Source organism: Edaphosphingomonas fennica, from assembly GCF_003034225.1.
GTDB lineage: Bacteria > Pseudomonadota > Alphaproteobacteria > Sphingomonadales > Sphingomonadaceae > Sphingomonas_E > Sphingomonas_E fennica.
In genome coordinates this window covers 1-17,641 of record NZ_PHHF01000001.1, presented here as the reverse complement: position 1 = coordinate 17,641, position 17,641 = coordinate 1, and the positions used below count along the sequence as shown (strand labels likewise).

The 17,641-nt window shown below is 67.4% G+C and carries 16 protein-coding genes; 9 read left to right on the top strand and 7 right to left on the bottom strand.

What is annotated here, in order from left to right:
• Nucleotides 1-179: 179 nt before the first annotated feature.
• The 4 genes from CV103_RS00070 (at nt 180) to CV103_RS00055 (ending at nt 5,180) form a co-directional block, all read left to right on the top strand.
• Nucleotides 180-1,418, top strand: a complete 1,239-nt coding sequence (locus CV103_RS00070) for an acyl-CoA dehydrogenase family protein (RefSeq protein ID WP_107393546.1) — start codon at nt 180-182, stop codon at nt 1,416-1,418.
• Nucleotides 1,419-1,544: 126 nt separating this feature from the next.
• A complete protein-coding gene (locus CV103_RS00065; RefSeq protein WP_107393616.1) occupies nt 1,545-2,318 on the top strand; it encodes an SDR family NAD(P)-dependent oxidoreductase in 774 nt (257 codons plus the stop codon).
• A complete protein-coding gene (locus tag CV103_RS00060) occupies nt 2,315-3,118 on the top strand; it encodes an SDR family NAD(P)-dependent oxidoreductase (protein ID WP_107393545.1) in 804 nt (267 codons plus the stop codon). The genes CV103_RS00065 and CV103_RS00060 overlap by 4 nt, the downstream gene beginning before the upstream one ends.
• A gap of 19 nt (nt 3,119-3,137) precedes the next feature.
• Complete coding sequence (locus CV103_RS00055) at nt 3,138-5,180, top strand: 3-hydroxyacyl-CoA dehydrogenase NAD-binding domain-containing protein (RefSeq protein ID WP_107393544.1); 2,043 nt, start codon at nt 3,138-3,140, stop codon at nt 5,178-5,180.
• 64 nt (nt 5,181-5,244) lie between these two features.
• Here the strand turns inward: CV103_RS00055 and CV103_RS00050 are convergent, their stop codons facing one another.
• The 3 genes from CV103_RS00050 to CV103_RS00040 are packed head-to-tail and all read right to left on the bottom strand — an operon-like array spanning nt 5,245 to nt 8,253.
• Nucleotides 5,245-6,894, bottom strand: a complete 1,650-nt coding sequence (locus tag CV103_RS00050; protein WP_107393543.1) for an FAD-dependent oxidoreductase — start codon at nt 6,892-6,894, stop codon at nt 5,245-5,247.
• Nucleotides 6,895-6,902: 8 nt separating this feature from the next.
• Nucleotides 6,903-7,721, bottom strand: coding sequence for an anti-sigma factor family protein (locus CV103_RS00045; protein ID WP_211314309.1), 819 nt, complete (start codon nt 7,719-7,721; stop codon nt 6,903-6,905).
• Nucleotides 7,711-8,253, bottom strand: a complete 543-nt coding sequence (locus tag CV103_RS00040; RefSeq protein WP_015458864.1) for a sigma-70 family RNA polymerase sigma factor — start codon at nt 8,251-8,253, stop codon at nt 7,711-7,713. Before CV103_RS00040 ends, CV103_RS00045 begins: the two co-directional genes overlap by 11 nt.
• Before the next feature lie 127 nt (nt 8,254-8,380).
• On the opposite strand from CV103_RS00040, the gene CV103_RS00035 reads away from it, so the two are divergent.
• Nucleotides 8,381-9,400: a zinc-dependent alcohol dehydrogenase family protein gene (locus CV103_RS00035; RefSeq protein WP_107393542.1), complete on the top strand. Its 1,020-nt coding sequence runs from the start codon at nt 8,381-8,383 to the stop codon at nt 9,398-9,400.
• A gap of 298 nt (nt 9,401-9,698) precedes the next feature.
• On the opposite strand, the gene CV103_RS23020 is transcribed toward CV103_RS00035, so the two are convergent.
• The gene (locus CV103_RS23020; protein ID WP_107393541.1) at nt 9,699-10,058 is read right to left on the bottom strand and encodes a VOC family protein; all 360 of its coding nucleotides are present in this window, start codon (nt 10,056-10,058) and stop codon (nt 9,699-9,701) included.
• Between the two features lie 81 nt (nt 10,059-10,139).
• Here CV103_RS23020 and CV103_RS00025 point away from each other — a divergent pair, with 81 nt between their 5' ends.
• Genes CV103_RS00025 through CV103_RS00015 form a run of 3 tightly spaced genes read left to right on the top strand, consistent with a single transcriptional unit; the run spans nt 10,140 to nt 14,452 of the window.
• Nucleotides 10,140-11,456 carry a cystathionine gamma-synthase family protein gene (locus CV103_RS00025; RefSeq protein WP_015458861.1) on the top strand — a complete coding sequence of 439 codons (1,317 nt, stop codon included), beginning with the start codon at nt 10,140-10,142 and terminating at the stop codon, nt 11,454-11,456.
• Nucleotides 11,457-11,504: 48 nt separating this feature from the next.
• The gene (locus CV103_RS00020; protein WP_107393615.1) at nt 11,505-12,869 is read left to right on the top strand and encodes a DUF4139 domain-containing protein; all 1,365 of its coding nucleotides are present in this window, start codon (nt 11,505-11,507) and stop codon (nt 12,867-12,869) included.
• The gene (locus CV103_RS00015; protein WP_107393540.1) at nt 12,866-14,452 is read left to right on the top strand and encodes a DUF4139 domain-containing protein; all 1,587 of its coding nucleotides are present in this window, start codon (nt 12,866-12,868) and stop codon (nt 14,450-14,452) included. The genes CV103_RS00020 and CV103_RS00015 overlap by 4 nt, the downstream gene beginning before the upstream one ends.
• Nucleotides 14,453-14,689: 237 nt before the next feature.
• On the opposite strand, the gene CV103_RS00010 is transcribed toward CV103_RS00015, so the two are convergent.
• Complete coding sequence (locus CV103_RS00010; RefSeq protein ID WP_245896581.1) at nt 14,690-15,343, bottom strand: fructosamine kinase family protein; 654 nt, start codon at nt 15,341-15,343, stop codon at nt 14,690-14,692.
• Between the two features lie 430 nt (nt 15,344-15,773).
• Here CV103_RS00010 and CV103_RS22280 point away from each other — a divergent pair, with 430 nt between their 5' ends.
• Complete coding sequence (locus CV103_RS22280) at nt 15,774-15,938, top strand: hypothetical protein (protein ID WP_170112514.1); 165 nt, start codon at nt 15,774-15,776, stop codon at nt 15,936-15,938.
• 178 nt (nt 15,939-16,116) lie between these two features.
• Here the strand turns inward: CV103_RS22280 and CV103_RS22725 are convergent, their stop codons facing one another.
• Both CV103_RS22725 and CV103_RS22720 read right to left on the bottom strand, forming a co-directional pair.
• Nucleotides 16,117-16,602: a tyrosine-type recombinase/integrase gene (locus CV103_RS22725; RefSeq protein WP_245896580.1), complete on the bottom strand. Its 486-nt coding sequence runs from the start codon at nt 16,600-16,602 to the stop codon at nt 16,117-16,119.
• 45 nt (nt 16,603-16,647) lie between these two features.
• A complete protein-coding gene (locus tag CV103_RS22720; protein WP_245896579.1) occupies nt 16,648-17,340 on the bottom strand; it encodes a tyrosine-type recombinase/integrase in 693 nt (230 codons plus the stop codon).
• Nucleotides 17,341-17,641 lie beyond the last annotated feature (301 nt).

The following is a 17,641-nucleotide window of genomic DNA, read 5'->3' as shown; positions in this document are numbered from 1 at the left end:
CGCCTGCTCCCGCGTCCGTGCCCGCGAAAATCTCCTCCCGGGCTTTTACGCTGCGTCATGGCCGGGCGTCGCATATTAGATGGCCCGATCGCCAATTTCCGAACGCCTCGGCGGCTGGACGAACGCTTTCAAGGGGCATAGCGCAGGGAAGAAAAGTCTAGTCAGCGGGAGAGAGAGCGATGGATTTCACCCTTAGCGAGCGCGAGACCCACTGGCGCGACCGGGTGCGCGATTTCATCGAAACCCACGTCCGCCCGCGCGATCCCGAATATCATGAGCAGCAGGAGACCGGCGAGCGCTGGAAGGTGCTGCCGGTGATCGAGGAAGCCAAGGCCAAGGCCAAGGCGGCGGGGCTCTGGAACCTGTTCATGCCGCCCCACAGCGGCCAGCAGCATGTGGACGAAAGCTTCCATTTCGAGGGGCCGGGCCTGTCCAACCTCGAATATGCGCTCTGCGCGGAGGAGATGGGCCGCGTCTATTGGGCGTCGGAGGCGATGAACTGCTCCGCCCCCGATACCGGCAACATGGAGGTGCTGCACCGCTACGGCACCCGCGCCCAGAAGGACCAGTGGCTGAAGCCGCTGATGGACGGCGACATCCGTTCCGCCTTCCTGATGACGGAGCCGGCCGTCGCCTCGTCCGACGCCACCAACATCGAGACGCGGATCGATCGCGACGGCGACCATTATGTCATCAACGGCCGCAAATGGTGGTCGTCGGGCGTGGGCGATCCGCGCTGCAAGATCAACATCGTCATGGGCAAGACCAACCCGGATGCGCCGCGCCATTCGCAACAGTCGATGATCCTGGTGCCGATGGACGCGCCCGGCGTGAAGGTCGTCCGCATGCTGCCCGTCTTCGGCTATGACGACGCCCCCCACGGCCATGCCGAGGTGATCCTCGACAATGTCCGCGTGCCGGTGGAGAATATGCTGCTGGGCGAGGGCCGCGGGTTCGAGATCGCGCAAGGCCGCCTCGGGCCGGGCCGCATCCACCATTGCATGCGCACCATCGGCGTGGCGGAGGAAGCGATCGAGAAGATGGCCCGCCGCCTGCTCGGCCGCGTCGCCTTCGGCAAGACGATCGCCGAACAGTCCGTCTGGGAACAGCGCATCGCCGAGGCCCGCATCGATATCGAGATAACGCGGCTGCTCTGCCTCAAGGCCGCCGACATGATGGACAAGGCCGGCAACAAGGCCGCGCAGGCGGAAATCGCGATGATCAAGGTCGCCGGCCCGCGCATGGCGCTGAAGGTGATCGACGATGCGATCCAGGCGCATGGCGGCGGCGGCGTGACCAGCGATTTCGGCCTGGCGCGCGCTTATGCCACGATCCGCACGCTCCGCCTGGCGGACGGGCCGGACGAGGTGCACAACCGCGCGATCGCCCGCCTCGAATTCGGCAAATATCGGGTCTGATCCCTCCCGCGCCGCCGTCATCCTGACGGGCGTCAGGATCCATTGACGGGAAGGCGCGGGGGACCGAGCCTTGGCGGCAAACGATTCCGGCATTCGCGGGAACGGCACAGTGGGAGGATGAAGCTGATGTCCCTGTTCGATCTTACCGGCAAGGTCGCCATCATCACCGGATCGTCGCGCGGCATCGGCCGCGCGATCGCCGAGGCGATGGCCGATCAGGGCGCGAGGGTGGTGATCTCCAGCCGCAAGCAGGATGCGTGCGATGCGGTGGCCGAGGCGATCAACGCCCGCCATCCCGGCGCGGCCACCGCTATCGCCGCCAGCATATCGTCCAAGGAAGCGCTTCAGCACCTCGTCGACGAGACCCGCGCGCGGCTGGGGCGGATCGACATCCTCGTCTGCAACGCCGCCTCCAACCCCTATTACGGGCCGATGGCGGGGATCACCGACGATCAGTTCCGCAAGATCTTCGACAACAACGTGCTGGCCAACCACTGGCTGATCGGCATGGTCGCGCCGGAGATGCGCGAGCGCAAGGAAGGCTCGATCCTCATCATCTCGTCGATCGGCGGCTTGACGTCATCGGTGTCGATCGGCGCCTATAACGTCTCGAAAGCGGCGGACTTCCAGCTCGCCCGCAACCTTGCCGCCGAATATGGGCCGGATGGCGTGCGGGTGAACTGCATCGCTCCCGGCCTCGTCCGCACCGATTTCGCCCGCGCATTGTGGGAAGACCCGCAGACGCTGAAGGCCGTCACCCGCAACACGCCGCTGGGCCGCATCGGCGAGCCGCACGAGATCGCCGGCGCCGCCGTCTTCCTCGCCTCGCCCGCCGCCACCTTCATGACCGGCCAGGCGATCATCGTCGACGGCGGGGCGACCACGGGAATCGGGCTGTGACCGGGCGGCTTGCCGGCCGGGTCGCGGTCGTCACCGGCGCGGGCAGCGGCATCGGCCGCGCCACCTGCCGCCTCTTCGCCCGCCACGGCGCGGTGGTCGTCGCCGCCGATATCGGCGACGGCGTCACCGAGACGATCGAGCTGATCCGCGATGCCGGCGGCCGCGCCGACGGCCTCAAGCTCGACGCCGGCCGCGAGGAGGATGTCGCCCGGCTGGTCGGCCATGCGGTGGAGGCGCACGGGCGGATCGACGTGATGTTCGCCAATGCCGGCATTTCGGGCGGGCTGAAGGGCCTGTTCGATCAGGATGCCGCCGACTGGGCGGAAATATTGCGCGTCAACCTGATCGGCCCCTTCCTCGCGGTGAAGCATGCCGCCCCGCACATGATCGCGCAGAAGCGCGGCTCGATCATCTGCACCGCCAGCGTCGCCGGGCTGAGATCGGGCGCGGGCGGGCCGGCTTATTCGGCCTCCAAGGCGGGCGTCATCAACCTGGTGCAGACATCCGCCCAGCAGCTTTCGACCAGCAATGTCCGGGTGAACGCGATCTGCCCCGGCCTCATCGAAACCGGCATGACGGAGATGATCTACGTCCGCGCGCGGGAAGCCGGCAAGGCCGACCAGCTCGGCCACCTCAACCCGCTGCGCCGCGGCAGCGAGCCGGACGAGATCGCGCATGCCGCATTGTTCCTCGCCTCGGACGAGGCATCCTACGTCAACGGCCACGCGCTGGTCGTCGATGGCGGCCTGTCCAGCTCGCACCCCTTCAATCGCCAGGAGCTCGGCCGGACCGCGCTCTGATTCCCATCAGGAGACATGGATGACCATCATCACCACCGAACGGGCGGGCGACGTCCTCGTCGTCATATCGAACAATCCGCCGGTCAACGCGCTCGGCCATGCGGTGCGTGACGGGCTGGCCAAAGCGATCGACGCGGCCGCCGCCGATCCCGCGATCAAGGCGGTGGTGATCCGCTGCGAAGGCCGCACCTTCTTCGCCGGCGCCGACATTACCGAATTCGGCAAGCCGATGAAGGACCCGCAGCTTCCCGAACTGCTCGAACGCATCGAGGCGCTGGACAAGCCGGTCGTCGCCGCGATCCACGGCACCGCGCTGGGCGGCGGGCTGGAAACCGCGCTCGCCTGCCATTATCGCGTCGCCGTGCCCTCGGCGAAGCTCGGCCTGCCCGAAGTGAAGCTCGGCATCCTTCCCGGCGCCGGCGGCACGCAGCGCCTGCCGCGCGTGGTGGGCGCCGAAGCCGCGCTGGAGATGATCGTCGGCGGCGCGCCGATCGGGGCGAAGAAGGCGGCCGAGGTCGGCCTGGTCGATCGCCTCGCCGCCGAGGACAATCTCGCCGCCGAAGCGATCGCTTTCGCGCGGGAGGTGGCGGACAAGCGCCCGCTGCCGCGCACCAGCGAGCGCAAGGCCGCGGCCGAACCCGGCATGTTCGAAGCGTTCCGTGCGAAGAATGCCAAGAAGATGAAGGGCTTCGAGGCGCCGGAAGCCTGCATCGAGGCGATCCAGGCCGCCGTCGACCTGCCCTTCCGCGAAGGGCTGGAGGTGGAACGCCGCCTCATCGCGAAGCTGATCGTCAGCGATCAGTCCAAGGCGCAGCGCCATATCTTCTTCGCCGAGCGGGCGGCCGCCAAGGTCGATGGCCTGCCCACCGATACGCCGCTGATCCCGGTGAAGTCGGTCGGCGTGATCGGCGCCGGCACGATGGGCGGCGGCATCGCCATGAACTTCCTGTCGATCGGCGTGCCCGTCACCATCCTCGAGGCGGAGCAGGCGGCGCTCGATCGCGGCGTCGGCGTGATCGCGAAGAATTACGCCAACAACGTCAAGAGCGGCCGGATGACGGAAGCGCAGGTCGAAAAGGCCATGGCGCTGCTCAAGCCCACTCTGTCCTACGACGACCTCGCCCAGGCCGACCTCGTCATCGAGGCGGTGTTCGAGAATATGGACGTGAAGAAGGAGGTGTTCGCCCGGCTGGACAAGGCGGCCAAGCCCGGCGCCATCCTCGCCACCAACACCTCCTATCTCGACGTGGACGAGATCGCCTCCGTCACCGCGCGGCCGGAATATGTGCTGGGCATGCACTTCTTCTCGCCCGCCAACGTGATGAAGCTGCTGGAGGTGGTGCGCGGGGCGAAGACGTCCGATTCCGTGCTCGCCACCGCCATGGCGCTCGCCAAGCAGATCAGGAAGATCGCGGTGGTCGCCGGCGTCTGCCACGGCTTCATCGGCAACCGCATGCTGAAGCCCCGGCAGGATCAGGCCGGCCAGCTCATCCTCGAAGGGGCGAAGCCCTCGGATGTCGATCGCGTCTTCCTCGATTTCGGCTTCCCGATGGGGCCGTTCCAGCTCGCCGATCTCGCCGGGCTCGACATCGGCTGGCATCGCGATCCCACCCGGCGTGAAACCGTGCGCGAGGCGCTGTGCGCCGAAGGCCGGCTCGGCCAGAAATCGGGCGGCGGCTTCTACGATTATGACGAGAAGCGCCAGCGCACGCCCTCGCCGGTCGCCGAACGGATCATCGCCGAATTCGCCGCCGCCAAGGGCATCCCCCAGCGCCAGATATCCGACGAGGAGATACGCGAGCGCTGCCTCTACACCATGGTCAACGAAGGCGCGAAGATCCTGGAGGAAGGCAAGGCCCAGCGCGCGTCCGACATCGATGTCGTCTGGGTCTATGGCTATGGCTGGCCGGTCTATCGCGGCGGCCCGATGCTGTGGGCGGACCAGATCGGCCTGAAGACGGTCGTGGACGGCCTGAAGCGCCAGGCCGATCGCCTCGGCCCCGATTTCTCGCTGTCGCCGCTGCTCGTCGCCAAGGCGGAAAAGGGCGAAACCTTCAACTGATCGGCCGGCCCGATATCGAACAGAAGCCGGGCGGCGGGGGCATAGGCCTCCGCCGCCCGCATTTTTACCGGCGCGCGGCTACCAGCGGCCGGGTCTCCTGCTCGATCGCCGGCTCCTGCGCGGCGCCCCTGGCGATGAAATCGGCCGTCCGCAGCGCCAGCGCGAGAATGGTCAGCGTCGGATTGGCCCAGCCGGACGTCGGGAAAAGCGAGCTTCCCGCGACATGCAGGTTGGCGAGGCCGTGGACACGGCCGGTGGCGTCGGTCACGCCCTCGCGCGGGCTGTCGGCCATGCGCGTCGTGCCCATATGGTGATAGCCGCCGATCGGATGCGCGCTGATCAGCGGATCGGTGCGCCAGGCGCGGCTCGCATCCGAAAGCCAGGGCGCGGCCTCAACCCGGCCCAGCCCCAGCCGCTCGGTCTCGCGGCCGAGGGCGGCGACGAGGCCCGCCACGCTGTCCGTATCGATCGCGCTCATCCGCCAGTCGAGCCTGGCGCGGCGCAGGCCCAGCGCGTCGGTCGTGCCGTCCAGCAGCACCCGGCTGTCGGGATTGGGCGCCTGCTCGCCGCGCACCACCAGCGCCACGTCCAGCCGGCCGGCCTTGTGCAGCAGCCAGGGGCGGAGCGGCTCGGTCATGCTCATCGTCGCGTTCACCGCCTGCTTGGTGCGCATCCACATCGCCCGCGCGCGCCGGCTGGGGGCAAGGTCATGCTTCAATTTCTGATAGGCGCGCATGCCCAGCGCCTCGCTGCCGTGCACCGGCCGGCGACCGGCGATGGTGAGCGAGGTGTTGAGCAGCCCCTGCTCGCGCTGCAGCCGCTCGGCCGGCGCGATCAGGGCCGCGGCGTTATGCCCGTCCAGCCGGTGCTTGCGGCCGAAGGCGTTGAGCAGCGCCCACACCCCAGGCCCGACGATCCTGCCGCCGCGCGCATGGGGATGTTCCATGAAGTAACGGCCCACCTGGTCGTGCGCGTTGCCGAGGCCGGTGCGCACGATCGAATCCGATGCCAGCAGCAGCCGGGCATTCTCGATGCCGCCCGCCGCCAGCACATAATTGCGCGCGCGCACCCGGTGGCGCCGGCCCGAGCGCGCCGTCAGGTCGAGATGGCCGATCGCCCGGCCCGAAGGTAGGGCCACGATCTCCGTCACCGTCGCATGGGTCAGGATGCGGCACCGCGGATTCTCGCGCAGGTCCGCGCACGATTCGAAGGTGAAGCGGTTGAACCTGTCGTCGAAGCTCCAGAAGGGCGTGCGCAGCACATCCGCATCGAAATCGGGAAGCGGCGCACCCGCGCGGGCGAAGCTCTCCGCCGTCGGCTCGCGCGACGGCAGGTCCAGCAGGTCGCGGGCCGCCGCATAATAAGGCGCGATCTCGGCATGATCGATCGGCCAGCCCGAATGGGGCACCCAGTCGCGCCGGACGAAATCGATCGGGTCCAGCTCCGCGCAGCGCCCGCCCCAGATGGCGGTGGTGCCGCCGAAGAAGCGCAGCCGCGCATGATCCAGCGGATAATAAGGCTCGCCCACCGATCGGCCCTCGTTCAGCGCGGCGGTATCGGCCTCATGATCCAGGCCGCCGCTTTCCAGCAGCACCACCCGCTGGCCCGCGGCCAGCAGCCGGCGGGCCACGGTGATCCCCGCCGCCCCCGCGCCGATCACGCACGTATCCGCCAGCAGCTCGGCGGAAACGCCGTCATCCAGATCGATATGCATGCTTCACCTCACGCTGGTGCGTTGGCCCGCCGGGCAGAAGCGTCCGGCAACACGGGCAACGCGGTAACTCGATGGGTCGGGGGGCCGATCGCGGCATCCGCCTGCTCCAGCCCGCCATCTTCCAGATGGTCGGCGATCCGGTCGATCTCCTCGGGCGTCCCGTCGCCGATCAGGGCATAGGAAAGGTCGCCCTTGCGCCAATAAGCGATCGACCGGCCGTCCATCCGCTCGGCGGAAGGCTCGGTCGGCGCCGTGCTGGCGCCGCGCACAGCGAAGATGGAAAGCACGCCCTTGTCCTCGGTATGCACCAGCATCTGCAGCGCCGGGCCATATTCGGACGGGAAAAGCTGCGCATCCAGCACGCGCCAGCCGGCGGGCAGGCGGGGCACGCGGATGCCGGTCTCGCGCATCAGATCATGCACGTCCAGGTTCGGCGCCTCGGGCTGGGATGCCATGCGCGCCCGCATCAGCGTGATCCGGTGGGACATCATCGCATCGTCCAGATAGGATGGCGGCGATGCCACGCTCTGCCCGCCGGCATTGGGCAGCACCAGCGTCATCACGCTCAGCCCCGCAAAGGCGATCACCGCCGCCAGCGAAAGCCGGGTGCCGCCGGCGCGCCGCTCGGCACGGGGCGTGGACGGACGGGCCTTGCCGGCGATCAGCCGCAGGGCGCTGCGGCCGGCCAGATCCTCCATCACCCGCGCGGCATCGTTGGGCCGCTGGCTCAGGTGCCGCTCGACCTCGCAGGCGCGCGCCGCGTCCAGCTCGCCGTCGACATAGGCGTTGATGTCGATATCGCAGATGCGGTTCCTGTCAGTCGTCATCGCGTCCTCCCACGATGCGCAGCCGCGCCGCCGTCGGCTCCGGCGCATCCGCCCGCAGCGCGGCCCTCGCCCGGTTCAGGCGCGACATGATCGTGCCCACCGGCACGCCCAGCGCATCGGCGGCCTGCTGGTAGCTCATCCCCTCGATCGCCACGCAGCGCAGCGCGGCGCGCTGGCCCTCGGGCAGCGCCTCGAACCGCTCGCCGATCTGGCGCAGATAGGTGGCGAATTCCTGGTCGGCCGGCTGCGCGGGCGTCGCCGCCGTGGCGCGCGCATCGGCCAGCGCGTCGATCCGCGCGGCCTCGCTGCGGCGGCGGCGCAAACCATCGATGAACAGGTTGCGCAACACCGTGAACAGCCAGTGGCGGATCGATTGGCCCAGCGCCGGGCGCGGCGGCCGTTCATGCGCCTTCAGCAGCGTTTCCTGAACCAGATCCTCGGCGGCGGTCCCGTCGCGCGTCAGCAGCCGCGCATAACGCCTGAGCGCCGGCGCATGCTCCAGTATCGGATCGGGATCGGAAGGATGCTGCATATTGAATATACGCGGTGACCAGGCATTCTATTCCCCGGTCTCACGAAGGCCGCCGATCGCGCCATACGAAGTCGGCGAACATGACCATCCGTTCGACCAGGATGACGGACAGAGGCAAGGAGCGACGATGCGGACATATGTTCTGGAACCCGGCCATCAAGGGCTGGAAGCGCTGCGCCAGGCCGAAATCGCCACGCCCGTGCCCGGCCCCGGCGAGATTCTCATCCGGGTCCGGGCCTGCTCGCTCAACTATCGCGACCAGCTTCTGGTCCAGGGCCGCTATTTCGGCGGGCCGATCCGGACGGCTGCGATTCCGCTTTCCGACGGCGCGGGCGAGGTGGCGGCGATCGGCGCCGGCGTCACGCGCTTCGCGGTGGGGGATCGCGTCGCCGGCACCTTCTTCCTCGATTGGGAGGACGGGCCGGCCGATGCACGCAAGGTCGCCACCTCGCTCGGCGCCCCGCCGGCCACCGGCATGCTCGCCGAATATGCGCTGCTGCCCGAACGCGCCGTGGTGCCGATCGCCCCGTCGCTTTCGTTCGAGGAAGCCGCCACCCTGCCCTGCGCCGGCGTCACCGCCTGGAACGCGCTGATGGAAGGCCCCCGGCGGCTCCAGCCGGGCGATACCGTGCTGCTGCTCGGCACGGGCGGCGTCTCGCTGATCGCCCTCCAGCTCGCACGCGCGGCCGGCGCCGCGGTGATCATCACCTCCTCCTCCGACGCCAAGCTGGAGCGCGCCCGCGCGATGGGCGCCACCCACGGCATCAACTATCGCGCCACGCCCGATTGGGGCGCGGCCGCGGCGGAGGCGGCGGGGCCGAACGGCATATCCCATATCGTCGAGGTCGGCGGGCCGGGCACGATCGCCCAGTCGATGCAGGCGATCGGCTATGGCGGGGAAATCGGCATCATCGGCCTGCTCGCCGCCGAAGGCCAGTCCAACCCGCTGGCGCTGATGACGCGGGGCGCGACGATGCGCGGCATCTTCGTCGGATCGCGCGCGATGGCCGAGCGGCTGAACGCCGCGGTGGAGGCCAACGGCATCCGCCCCGTCATCGACCGCGTCTTCGCCTTCGACGATGCGGTGGACGCCTATCGCTACCAGTCCGGCAGCGACCTGTTCGGCAAGGTGGTGATATCGGTGTAGGCGGCAGCCTTGACCTGCGCGGAAGTTCGGGCGCCCCGCGTTCGCGCGCGCCCGGATTAAACTGTCAGCGCAAGCTGCCGCTCGAAGCCCAAGCTATGGAAACCACAAAAATCCGTCATTCCCGCGCAGGCAGGAATCCATTGTGTCGGGCGCTATCGACTCAATCGAGCCCGCCGCGTCAATGATTAGCTACGCTGGCCTACGGCTCCCGCCTGCGCGGGAATGACGGGTGGAGAGGTGATCGCCTGGCGAGATCCCTGAACCGGACCTCGCGCGCGCCATGATCCATCCACGCCGCCTAGGCGGCCAGTTCCGCCACCACCCAGCGATTGCCGTCCGGGTCCGCCACCATCGTATAGCGCCCCCACGCCTCCTTGCGGATCGGCGCTACCTCCACCCCCAGCCCCGCCAGCCGGGCATGTTCGGCCTCGATATCGGGCACGCCCAGCATCAGCCCCTGCTGGCAGCCGGGCGGCATCGCGTCGAACCAGTTGACCAAGGTGATCGATGCCCCGCCGCCCGGCGGCTGCAGCTGGATCCAGCGCGAATCCGGCCCCATCGCCTCGTCGCGCATCACCGCGAATTCCATGATGTCGGTATAGAAGCCCCTGGCCCGCGCCTGATCGGCGACCGGGATCGATACGATGGCGATCGGCATTTTCCTCCCCCTCCTGTCCCGACTACGATAGGCTGCGGATCATAACACCCGCGTCGCGGGTCGATCGATACAGGATGGTCCATGAAAGACGAAACAGAAGCCGATCTGAGCGGCGCCACCCCGCGCCGCCGCCCCAAGCCCGACGTGGTGGAGCTGGGCGGCCGTCCGCTCAAGCCCGCCACGCTGATGATGGGCCACGGCTATGATCCCATGCTGTCGGAAGGCGCGCTGAAGCCGCCGATCTTCCTCACCTCCACTTTCGTGTTCGAAAATGCCGCCGCCGGCAAACGCCATTTCGAAGGCGTCACCGGCAAGCGGCCGGGCGGGGCGGAGGGCCTCGTCTATTCCCGCTTCAACGGCCCCAATCAGGAGATTTTGGAGGACCGGCTGGGCGTTTGGGAGGATGCGGAGGACGCGCTCACCTTCTCCTCCGGCATGGCGGCGATCGCCACGGTGCTGCTGGCGCTGGTGAAGCCGGGCGACATCATCGTCCATTCCGCGCCGCTCTACGCCGCCACCGAAACGCTGATCGGCAAGATCCTCGGCCGCTTCGGCGTCCACTGGCTCGATTTCCCCGCCGGCGCCAGCCGGGAGGAGATCGATGCCGTGCTCGGCCGCGCGCAGGCTGAGGGGCGGGTGGCGCTGATCTATCTGGAAAGCCCGGCCAATCCCACCAACGCGCTGGTCGATGTGGAGGCGGTGAAGGCATCGCGCGATGCGCTGTTCGGCACCGGGCCGGATGCGCCGCCGATCGCCATCGACAACACCTTCCTCGGCCCGCTCTGGCAGAAGCCGCTGCGCCACGGCGCCGATCTCGTCCTCTATTCGCTCACCAAATATGCCGGCGGGCATAGCGATCTGGTGGCCGGCGGCGCGGTGGGATCGAAGGCGGCGATCGCGCCGATCCGGGCGATGCGCAACACGATCGGCACCATCACCGATCCGCATTCGGCGTGGATGCTGCTGCGCAGCCTCGAGACGCTGGAGCTGCGGATGAGCCGGGCGGGCGAGAATGCCGCCAAGGTCTGCGCCTATCTGCGCGATCATCCCAAGGTGGAGACGGTGGGCTATCTGGGCTTCCTGGAGGAAGGATCGCGCCAGGCCGACATCTATCGCCGCCACTGCACCGGCGCCGGCTCCACCTTCTCGCTCTATCTGAAGGGCGGCGAGAAGGAGAGCTTCGCCTTCCTCGACGCGCTGAAGATCGCCAAGCTCGCCGTCAGCCTCGGCGGCACCGAGACGCTGGCCAGCGCACCGGCGGCGATGACCCATCTTTCGGTGCCGGACGAACGCAAGCTGGCGCTGGGCATCACCGACAATCTGGTGCGCATATCGATCGGCGTCGAGGATGCCGACGATCTGGTCGCCGACATGGAGCAGGCGCTGAAGGCCGTCTGAGCGGGATTTTCCAGACCGGCTGATGCCAATTCTTTGGGGGGAATGCCGATGCGTTGCTTGCCGGTGGTGATGCCGTTGCTGTTCGTCGCCGTGCCGGCGCCGGCGCAGACCGCCCAGGGAGACGTGGCCGTCACCATTTACAACAACGACATCGCGCTGGTGCAGGATGCCCGCACGCTGACGGTGCCGGCCGGCCGCAGCCGCCAGGAATTCCCCGATGTCTCCGCCCAGATCCGGCCGGAAACCGCGAGCCTTTCGGGAGCCGGCATCGCCATCGTCGAGCAGAATTTCGATTATGACCTGCTTTCGCCCGACAAGCTGATGGAAAAGGCGGTGGGGCAGACGATCACCATCGTCCGCACCAACCCGGCGACGGGCGCGGAAACCCGCGAGCAGGCGCGGGTGCTCGCGGCCAATGGCGGCATCGTGCTCCAGATCGGCGAGCGGATCGAGGTGCTGCGCGACGATGGCCTGCCGGTGCGCGTGGTGTTCGACAAGGTGCCCGATAATCTGCGCGCGCGGCCGACCTTGTCGGTGACGATCGACGCGGCGAAGGCGGGGCCGGTGGCGACGCGGCTCTCCTACCTCACCCCCGGCATGGGCTGGACCAGCGACTATGTGATGCTGTTCGACGAGAAGACCGGCGCGGCCGACATGCAGGGCTGGGTGACGCTGACCAACAATAGCGGAACCACTTACGCCAATGCCCGGACGCTGCTGGTCGCCGGCAATGTCGGTGGCGGGCGCAACCGCCTGGGCGCGCTTACCGCCACCCTGGAGGCGGCCGGCACCGAAAGCGGCCAGCGCGAGCGGCTGGGGGATTATTATCTCTATCCGCTGGCCGAACGGACGACGATCGCCCAGGCGCAGCAGAAGCAGGTGAGCTTCCTCGACGTGAAGGGCGCGCCGGCGCGCAAGGCCTATGAGTTCGTGAACGGCTGGCTCAGCGGCAATGATACGCCGCGCAGCGCCGCGACCGCGATCAAATTCTCCACCTCCCGCCAGGGCGGCCTTGGCGATCAGCTGCCCGCCGGCACGATCCGCGTCTATATGCGCGATCAGCGCGGCGATCCCCAGTTCATCGGCGAAAGCCGGATCGATCATACGCCGATGGGATCATCCCTTTCGATCCGCACGGGCGAGGCCTTCGACGTGAAGGTGAAGACCGTGGTCGAGGAGCGCACCCGCCTTTCCAGCCGGCGCTGGCAGACGAGGATGCGCTACATCCTTTCCAATGCCCGGCCCGAGCCGGTGACGGTGGACGTGGCGCAGAACGGCCTGTGGGGCGATGCGCGGGTCACGGCGCAGAGCCTGGAGGGCAACCGGGTTTCGGCCGACCGGATCGAATGGAAGGTGCCCGTCCCCGCCAACGGGACGACCGAGCTGACCGCGACCTTCGATACGCGGTATTGACGGCCGTGCGCCTCGTCGCGCTGCTCGCCTTGCTGCTGGCCGGCTGGCCCGTCACGCTGCCGGCGGCGACCGTCACGTCGCGCGAGGCGGCGGATATATCCGTTACCCTCTATCGCGCGCCCGATCGCGATAGCGGGGCGATGGATCGCCGCTGGCCCGGCGGCTACGCCCTGATCAGCGAGACGCGCACGATCGCCATCCCCGCCGGCGAAAGCGTGATCCGCTTCGAAGGGGTGGCGGAAGGATTGCTGCCGGAAACCGCCATCGTCACCGGCCTGCCCAGGAGCGTGCGCGAGAAGAATCGCGATGCGCGGCTGATCAGCCCGGCCGGTCTGGTCGATGCCTATCTGAAGCGCCGGGTGACGCTGAGGCGGACGAGCCGCGAAACCGGCAGGGTGACGGAGCAGCAGGCGATCATCCAGGCCGGCCCCGATGGCGGCGTGATCGTCCAGACGGCGGAAGGCTATGAGGCGCTTGGCTGTTCGGGCCTTCCCGAGCGGATGCTCTATCCCGGTGTGCCGGCCGATCTCGCCCCCCGCCCGACGCTTTCGGTGGTGGCGATCAGCGACCGGCCGGTGACGGCGACGGTGCAGCTCACCTATCTGGCGCAGGGTTTCGACTGGTCGGCCAATTATGTGGCGCGGATGAACCCCGATGACGATGGCAGGATGGGCCTTTTCGCCTGGCTGACGATCGCCAACGGCGGCGCCCAGAGCTTCCGCGACGCGCGGTTGCAGGTGGTGGCCGGCCGGCCGAACAAGGAGGCAGCCGCGTCTCAGCCCGTGCCGTCCCGCGCCGTGCTGAAGCTGCGATGCTGGCCGATGGATATCACCAGCACCCATCCCCGCTCCGTCTTCACCCGCCTGCCCTGGCCCGAGGGGGAGGGCGAGGAGATGATGTTCGAGAATGCCGACAACATCGTCGTGACGGCACGGCGCCGCGAACGGCGCATCTTGAACGAGCTGATGGCGGTTCCGGTGGCGCCCGCGCCCGCCGCCATGATGGCCGAGCAGGAGGAACTGGGCGATCTCAAGCTCTATCGGGTGCCGGAACGGGTGACGGTCGCCGCCCAGGCGCAGAAGCAGGTGGCGATGATCGATCAGCCGGATGCGGCTTTCGATCGCGTCTATTCGGCCGGTGCGGATAGCGGATCGGGCGATTACCGGCCGATGCCCTTCCTGCTCCGGGGCAGGAACAGCAAGGCCAAGGGCCTGGGCCTGCCGCTGCCGGCGGGCGGCGTCGCGATCTTCGAGGAGGTGGCGGGCGAGCCGATGCTGGTCGGCGAGACCGATCTCGCCGATCTGGCCGTGGACGAGCAGGTCGAGCTGCCCATCGGCGAAAGTCCGGATGTCCAGTGGCGGCTCACCAAGGTCCTCGAAACACGGCGGCGGCAGGATTGGCTGGCGGAATTCACCAATGCCCGAGCCGAGCCCGTGCAGGCCGAGATCATCGTGCCCTTCGACCTTGTCGACCGCCCGCCCGGCACCGAGCGCCGGCGCGGCGGCTGGGCGCTGCCGGTAACGATTGCGGCGAACGGCACGGCTTCGCTCCATTATTCGATCCGGCTGGACCGCGGGCGTTGAGCGCCGGCGGCTTGGGAGCGCCTTTTCCCGATTTGGGTCCGGCGGGAGAAGGAAGATCGTAAGGCGAGATAGAAGGGCGCGTCTCGTCAATCGCCCAATGGCTTGCCACGGGACAGGTTTGGAAGTTCGCCGGCCGGATCAGCAGCCGAGCAGGTCGAGCGCACGCGCTACGGCAGGCCCATAGCCTTCGCCGAAAAGCCGCAGGTGAACCAGCAAAGGCCAGAGCCGATAGACGGGCTACCGCTCTTGCCAGCCGGGCGCCAGATCGAGCGCGTCGAAGAAGGCTGGCGGCGGATGGTCGAACAGCGTCAGCATGGCGACATCGACCTCGCGGTCGCCATGGCAGCAGGCAGGGTCGATCAGGCCGGTGATCCGGCCTGCCGACACGAGTATGTTCCCACCCCAGAGATCGCCGTGGAGCAGCGCTGGCGGCGGATCGTGTGGGAGATATTCGCCGAGCCGGTCGGCCAAGGTATCGAGACGGTGCGCGAGGTCTACGGCAATATAGGGGATATGACATCGGATCCGGTTGTCGGCCCAGAAAGCGGGCCAGTCGGATCGCGCATCATTTGCGATAGCCAGGGGCCCGAAGGCATGATCTTCGCGCCAGCCATAAGCCTGATCGGTTGCGACGTGCAGGCGTTGGAGAACGGTTGCGAGGTCGGCCCAGGCGGGTCCTGCAAGACGGCCGTCATTTTCGAGCCGATCCATGACGATCAGATCGGATTGGATCGCGACGATGGCCGGGGCGGGGGCGCCCGTCATTCTGATGGCGCCCAGCATGGCTGCTTCGGCCCGCGCCTGCGGGGTCGGCTTCGCCACCAGCCGGCGCCCGTCGTCCAGCAGGATGGCGAACGCCGATGACAGGTCGCCGCCGGCCAGCGGCGCCATCTGCCTGACCGATCGACCGAGCAGCGCGGTGATGCGCTCTGTGAGCGGCGCGTCCGTGGCGGAGACGGGGCTCATGACCTGGTTGCCCTGATTCTCGTCGGATCGTTCCATGGCCGGGTTCTCCATGCGGCAATACCGTGGCTCGCAGGGGCGGAGAGGCGATTAAGCCCGCGCCGCGGCAGGCGCGCCATGGCGGACGCTCTTCCACCCGGAGTTTCAGCCATGAGCCAGACGCCGTTGACCGTTCGCATTCCCGAAGCCTGTCGCCAACCGGGCGGCGCTGATCGATCGCCCACCGGCAATGAATGTCGTCCAGACCATAGCCCGATCAACGCCCGACCGGGATCAATGATCGCTTGCGACGTTGGGGGCGTCGGTCCATAGGCGCCGGCCCTCGCCGTTTCCCGTCACTTTTTGGAGATCCCATTCGATGTCACGCCCCGCGCTCGGCCTCGACTTCGGCACGACCAGACTGGGGGAATTCTCCACCGGTATGCTGCGCATGGACCCTGTTCTCTATTGGGAGCCCATTGCGCGTTGGGCCATCCGCCAGAACGTGGAGCGCGTTTTGTTCGACCTCGAAAACAAGGCGTAGGCTTCGTCGGGCGACCGCTTTTGATAGATCACAATCGTCTTGTGAGTTTCTGATTTGGCGGTGTCTGCGGCCGGCGGCAAAGTTTCCGGCGAACGACAGCGATCGCAACTTTGGCGCCCGAAAGCTAATAGGCAGGAATCCCCTTGCTCGTCGTCACGATAAGGAAATTGAGCCTCGATCACGCCGTACAAAACCCAGCCCATTGCTCCATCAACGACCTGCGCTTTTCGAGAAGGGAGCCCCGCCGATAGGCCGCCTCAGTCTTGTCCCTTACCGCATGAGCCAATGCGGCTTCAGCCAGCTCGCCGGGGAACGCCGTCTCTTCGCTCACCCAATCGCGAAACGCCGACCTGAAACCATGCACCGTGTAGGGCTTCTTCATATCGCGCAGCACCTTCATGAGCGTCATGTCGGAGAGGGACTGACCTGATCGGGTTCCCCGGAAAACGAGATGCTCACCCTCCGTGCGGAAGCAAGCACATCGCTTGAGCACCTTGAGCGCTGGCCCGGACAATGGCACCACATGTTCTCGGCCCGCCTTCATTCGATCGGCCGGAATGGTCCAAAGCTTGCGCTCAACATCGAATTCTTTCCACACCGCCTCCCTCACCTCACCCGAACGCGCCGCTGTCAGAACAGCGAACTCAACCGCGAGCCGACCCATCGTGGTTCGCTGACGCAGCTCGGAGAGGAATGATGCAACGTCGGCTTAGGGCATCGCCGCATGATGGCCGTCCTTCTTCGGCTGGCGAGGAAGTCCCTTGGTGACCGATCGCAGTGGTGCCTCGGTTTCACGATATCCGTTCGAATAGGCCCAATCGAGCACTGCGCCGATCCGCTGCCGGACACGCCGGGCTGTCTCGGGTTTGGAGAGCCAGATCGGAGCCAAGACGTTCCGGATTATCGGACCTGAGATATCGGAGACGCGGATGTCCCCGATCATAGGATACACGAACTGCTCCAGCGTTCGCTTCCATTGCCACTCGTGCTTCCCATTCCGCCACGTCTTGCGGTTGGCAGCATAGACCTTGGCGGCAGCTTCCTTGAAGGTTGGGATGCCGCCCGCCTTCCGCTTCTCGAAGACAGGATCCAGACCTTCTTCCATCCAGGCGCGTATTTCACCGGCCTTCGTACGGGCCTGGGCCAAGCTCACCTTCTTTGCACTGCCGAGCCCTATGTCGCGCCGCCGCCCGTACTTCTGGACGCGGCAAATCCAGCTCCGCGAACCGGTCACGCCAACCACCAGAAACAGACCGTCGCCGTCACCATATCGGCCCGGTCGAGTGGCAGCCTTCACACCTGTCGCCGATAGCCTTCCCATGCCATTATTTTCCCACATTTTTTCCCACACGCGAAATCGGTCACGAGCGATTTGGGGCGGATGGCTGGGGACACGAATCACCGCGAAAGCCCCGGAAATACTGGGGTTTCTCGGTCACGCGTGGATGTGGGAGAATGTGGGAATGGTGGACAGGGCTGGATTTTAGAGCCGGCCTCCTATGGCATTGAAACATAAAGATTATTTCACGTGCATCTGTGTCACATGGCATAGCCGGATGTAACAAAGGTTGCAAGATGGTCTTGCCTGTCGCATCCGGCTCCCGCTCGGATTATGCCGAGGGATTAGGGCCGGGACTCATAACCACCATGTGATGGCGGCGGCGAGGTGGATGCTGCCGAGGAAGACATCGGCGCGGCGGTCA

Bases quoted from the DNA above. Each gene is read 5' to 3' on its own strand.
- CV103_RS00070 (WP_107393546.1), top strand. From the start codon at position 180: ATGGATTTCACCCTTAGCGAGCGCGAGACCCACTGGCGCGACCGGGTG.
- CV103_RS00065 (WP_107393616.1), top strand. From the start codon at position 1,545: ATGTCCCTGTTCGATCTTACCGGCAAGGTCGCCATCATCACCGGATCG.
- CV103_RS00055 (WP_107393544.1), top strand. From the start codon at position 3,138: ATGACCATCATCACCACCGAACGGGCGGGCGACGTCCTCGTCGTCATA.
- CV103_RS00050 (WP_107393543.1), bottom strand. From the start codon at position 6,894: ATGCATATCGATCTGGATGACGGCGTTTCCGCCGAGCTGCTGGCGGAT.
- CV103_RS00045 (WP_211314309.1), bottom strand. From the start codon at position 7,721: ATGACGACTGACAGGAACCGCATCTGCGATATCGACATCAACGCCTAT.
- CV103_RS00040 (WP_015458864.1), bottom strand. From the start codon at position 8,253: ATGCAGCATCCTTCCGATCCCGATCCGATACTGGAGCATGCGCCGGCG.
- CV103_RS00035 (WP_107393542.1), top strand. From the start codon at position 8,381: ATGCGGACATATGTTCTGGAACCCGGCCATCAAGGGCTGGAAGCGCTG.
- CV103_RS23020 (WP_107393541.1), bottom strand. From the start codon at position 10,058: ATGCCGATCGCCATCGTATCGATCCCGGTCGCCGATCAGGCGCGGGCC.
- CV103_RS00025 (WP_015458861.1), top strand. From the start codon at position 10,140: ATGAAAGACGAAACAGAAGCCGATCTGAGCGGCGCCACCCCGCGCCGC.
- CV103_RS00020 (WP_107393615.1), top strand. From the start codon at position 11,505: ATGCGTTGCTTGCCGGTGGTGATGCCGTTGCTGTTCGTCGCCGTGCCG.
- CV103_RS00010 (WP_245896581.1), bottom strand. From the start codon at position 15,343: ATGGCGCCGCTGGCCGGCGGCGACCTGTCATCGGCGTTCGCCATCCTG.
- CV103_RS22280 (WP_170112514.1), top strand. From the start codon at position 15,774: ATGTCACGCCCCGCGCTCGGCCTCGACTTCGGCACGACCAGACTGGGG.
- CV103_RS22725 (WP_245896580.1), bottom strand. From the start codon at position 16,602: ATGGGTCGGCTCGCGGTTGAGTTCGCTGTTCTGACAGCGGCGCGTTCG.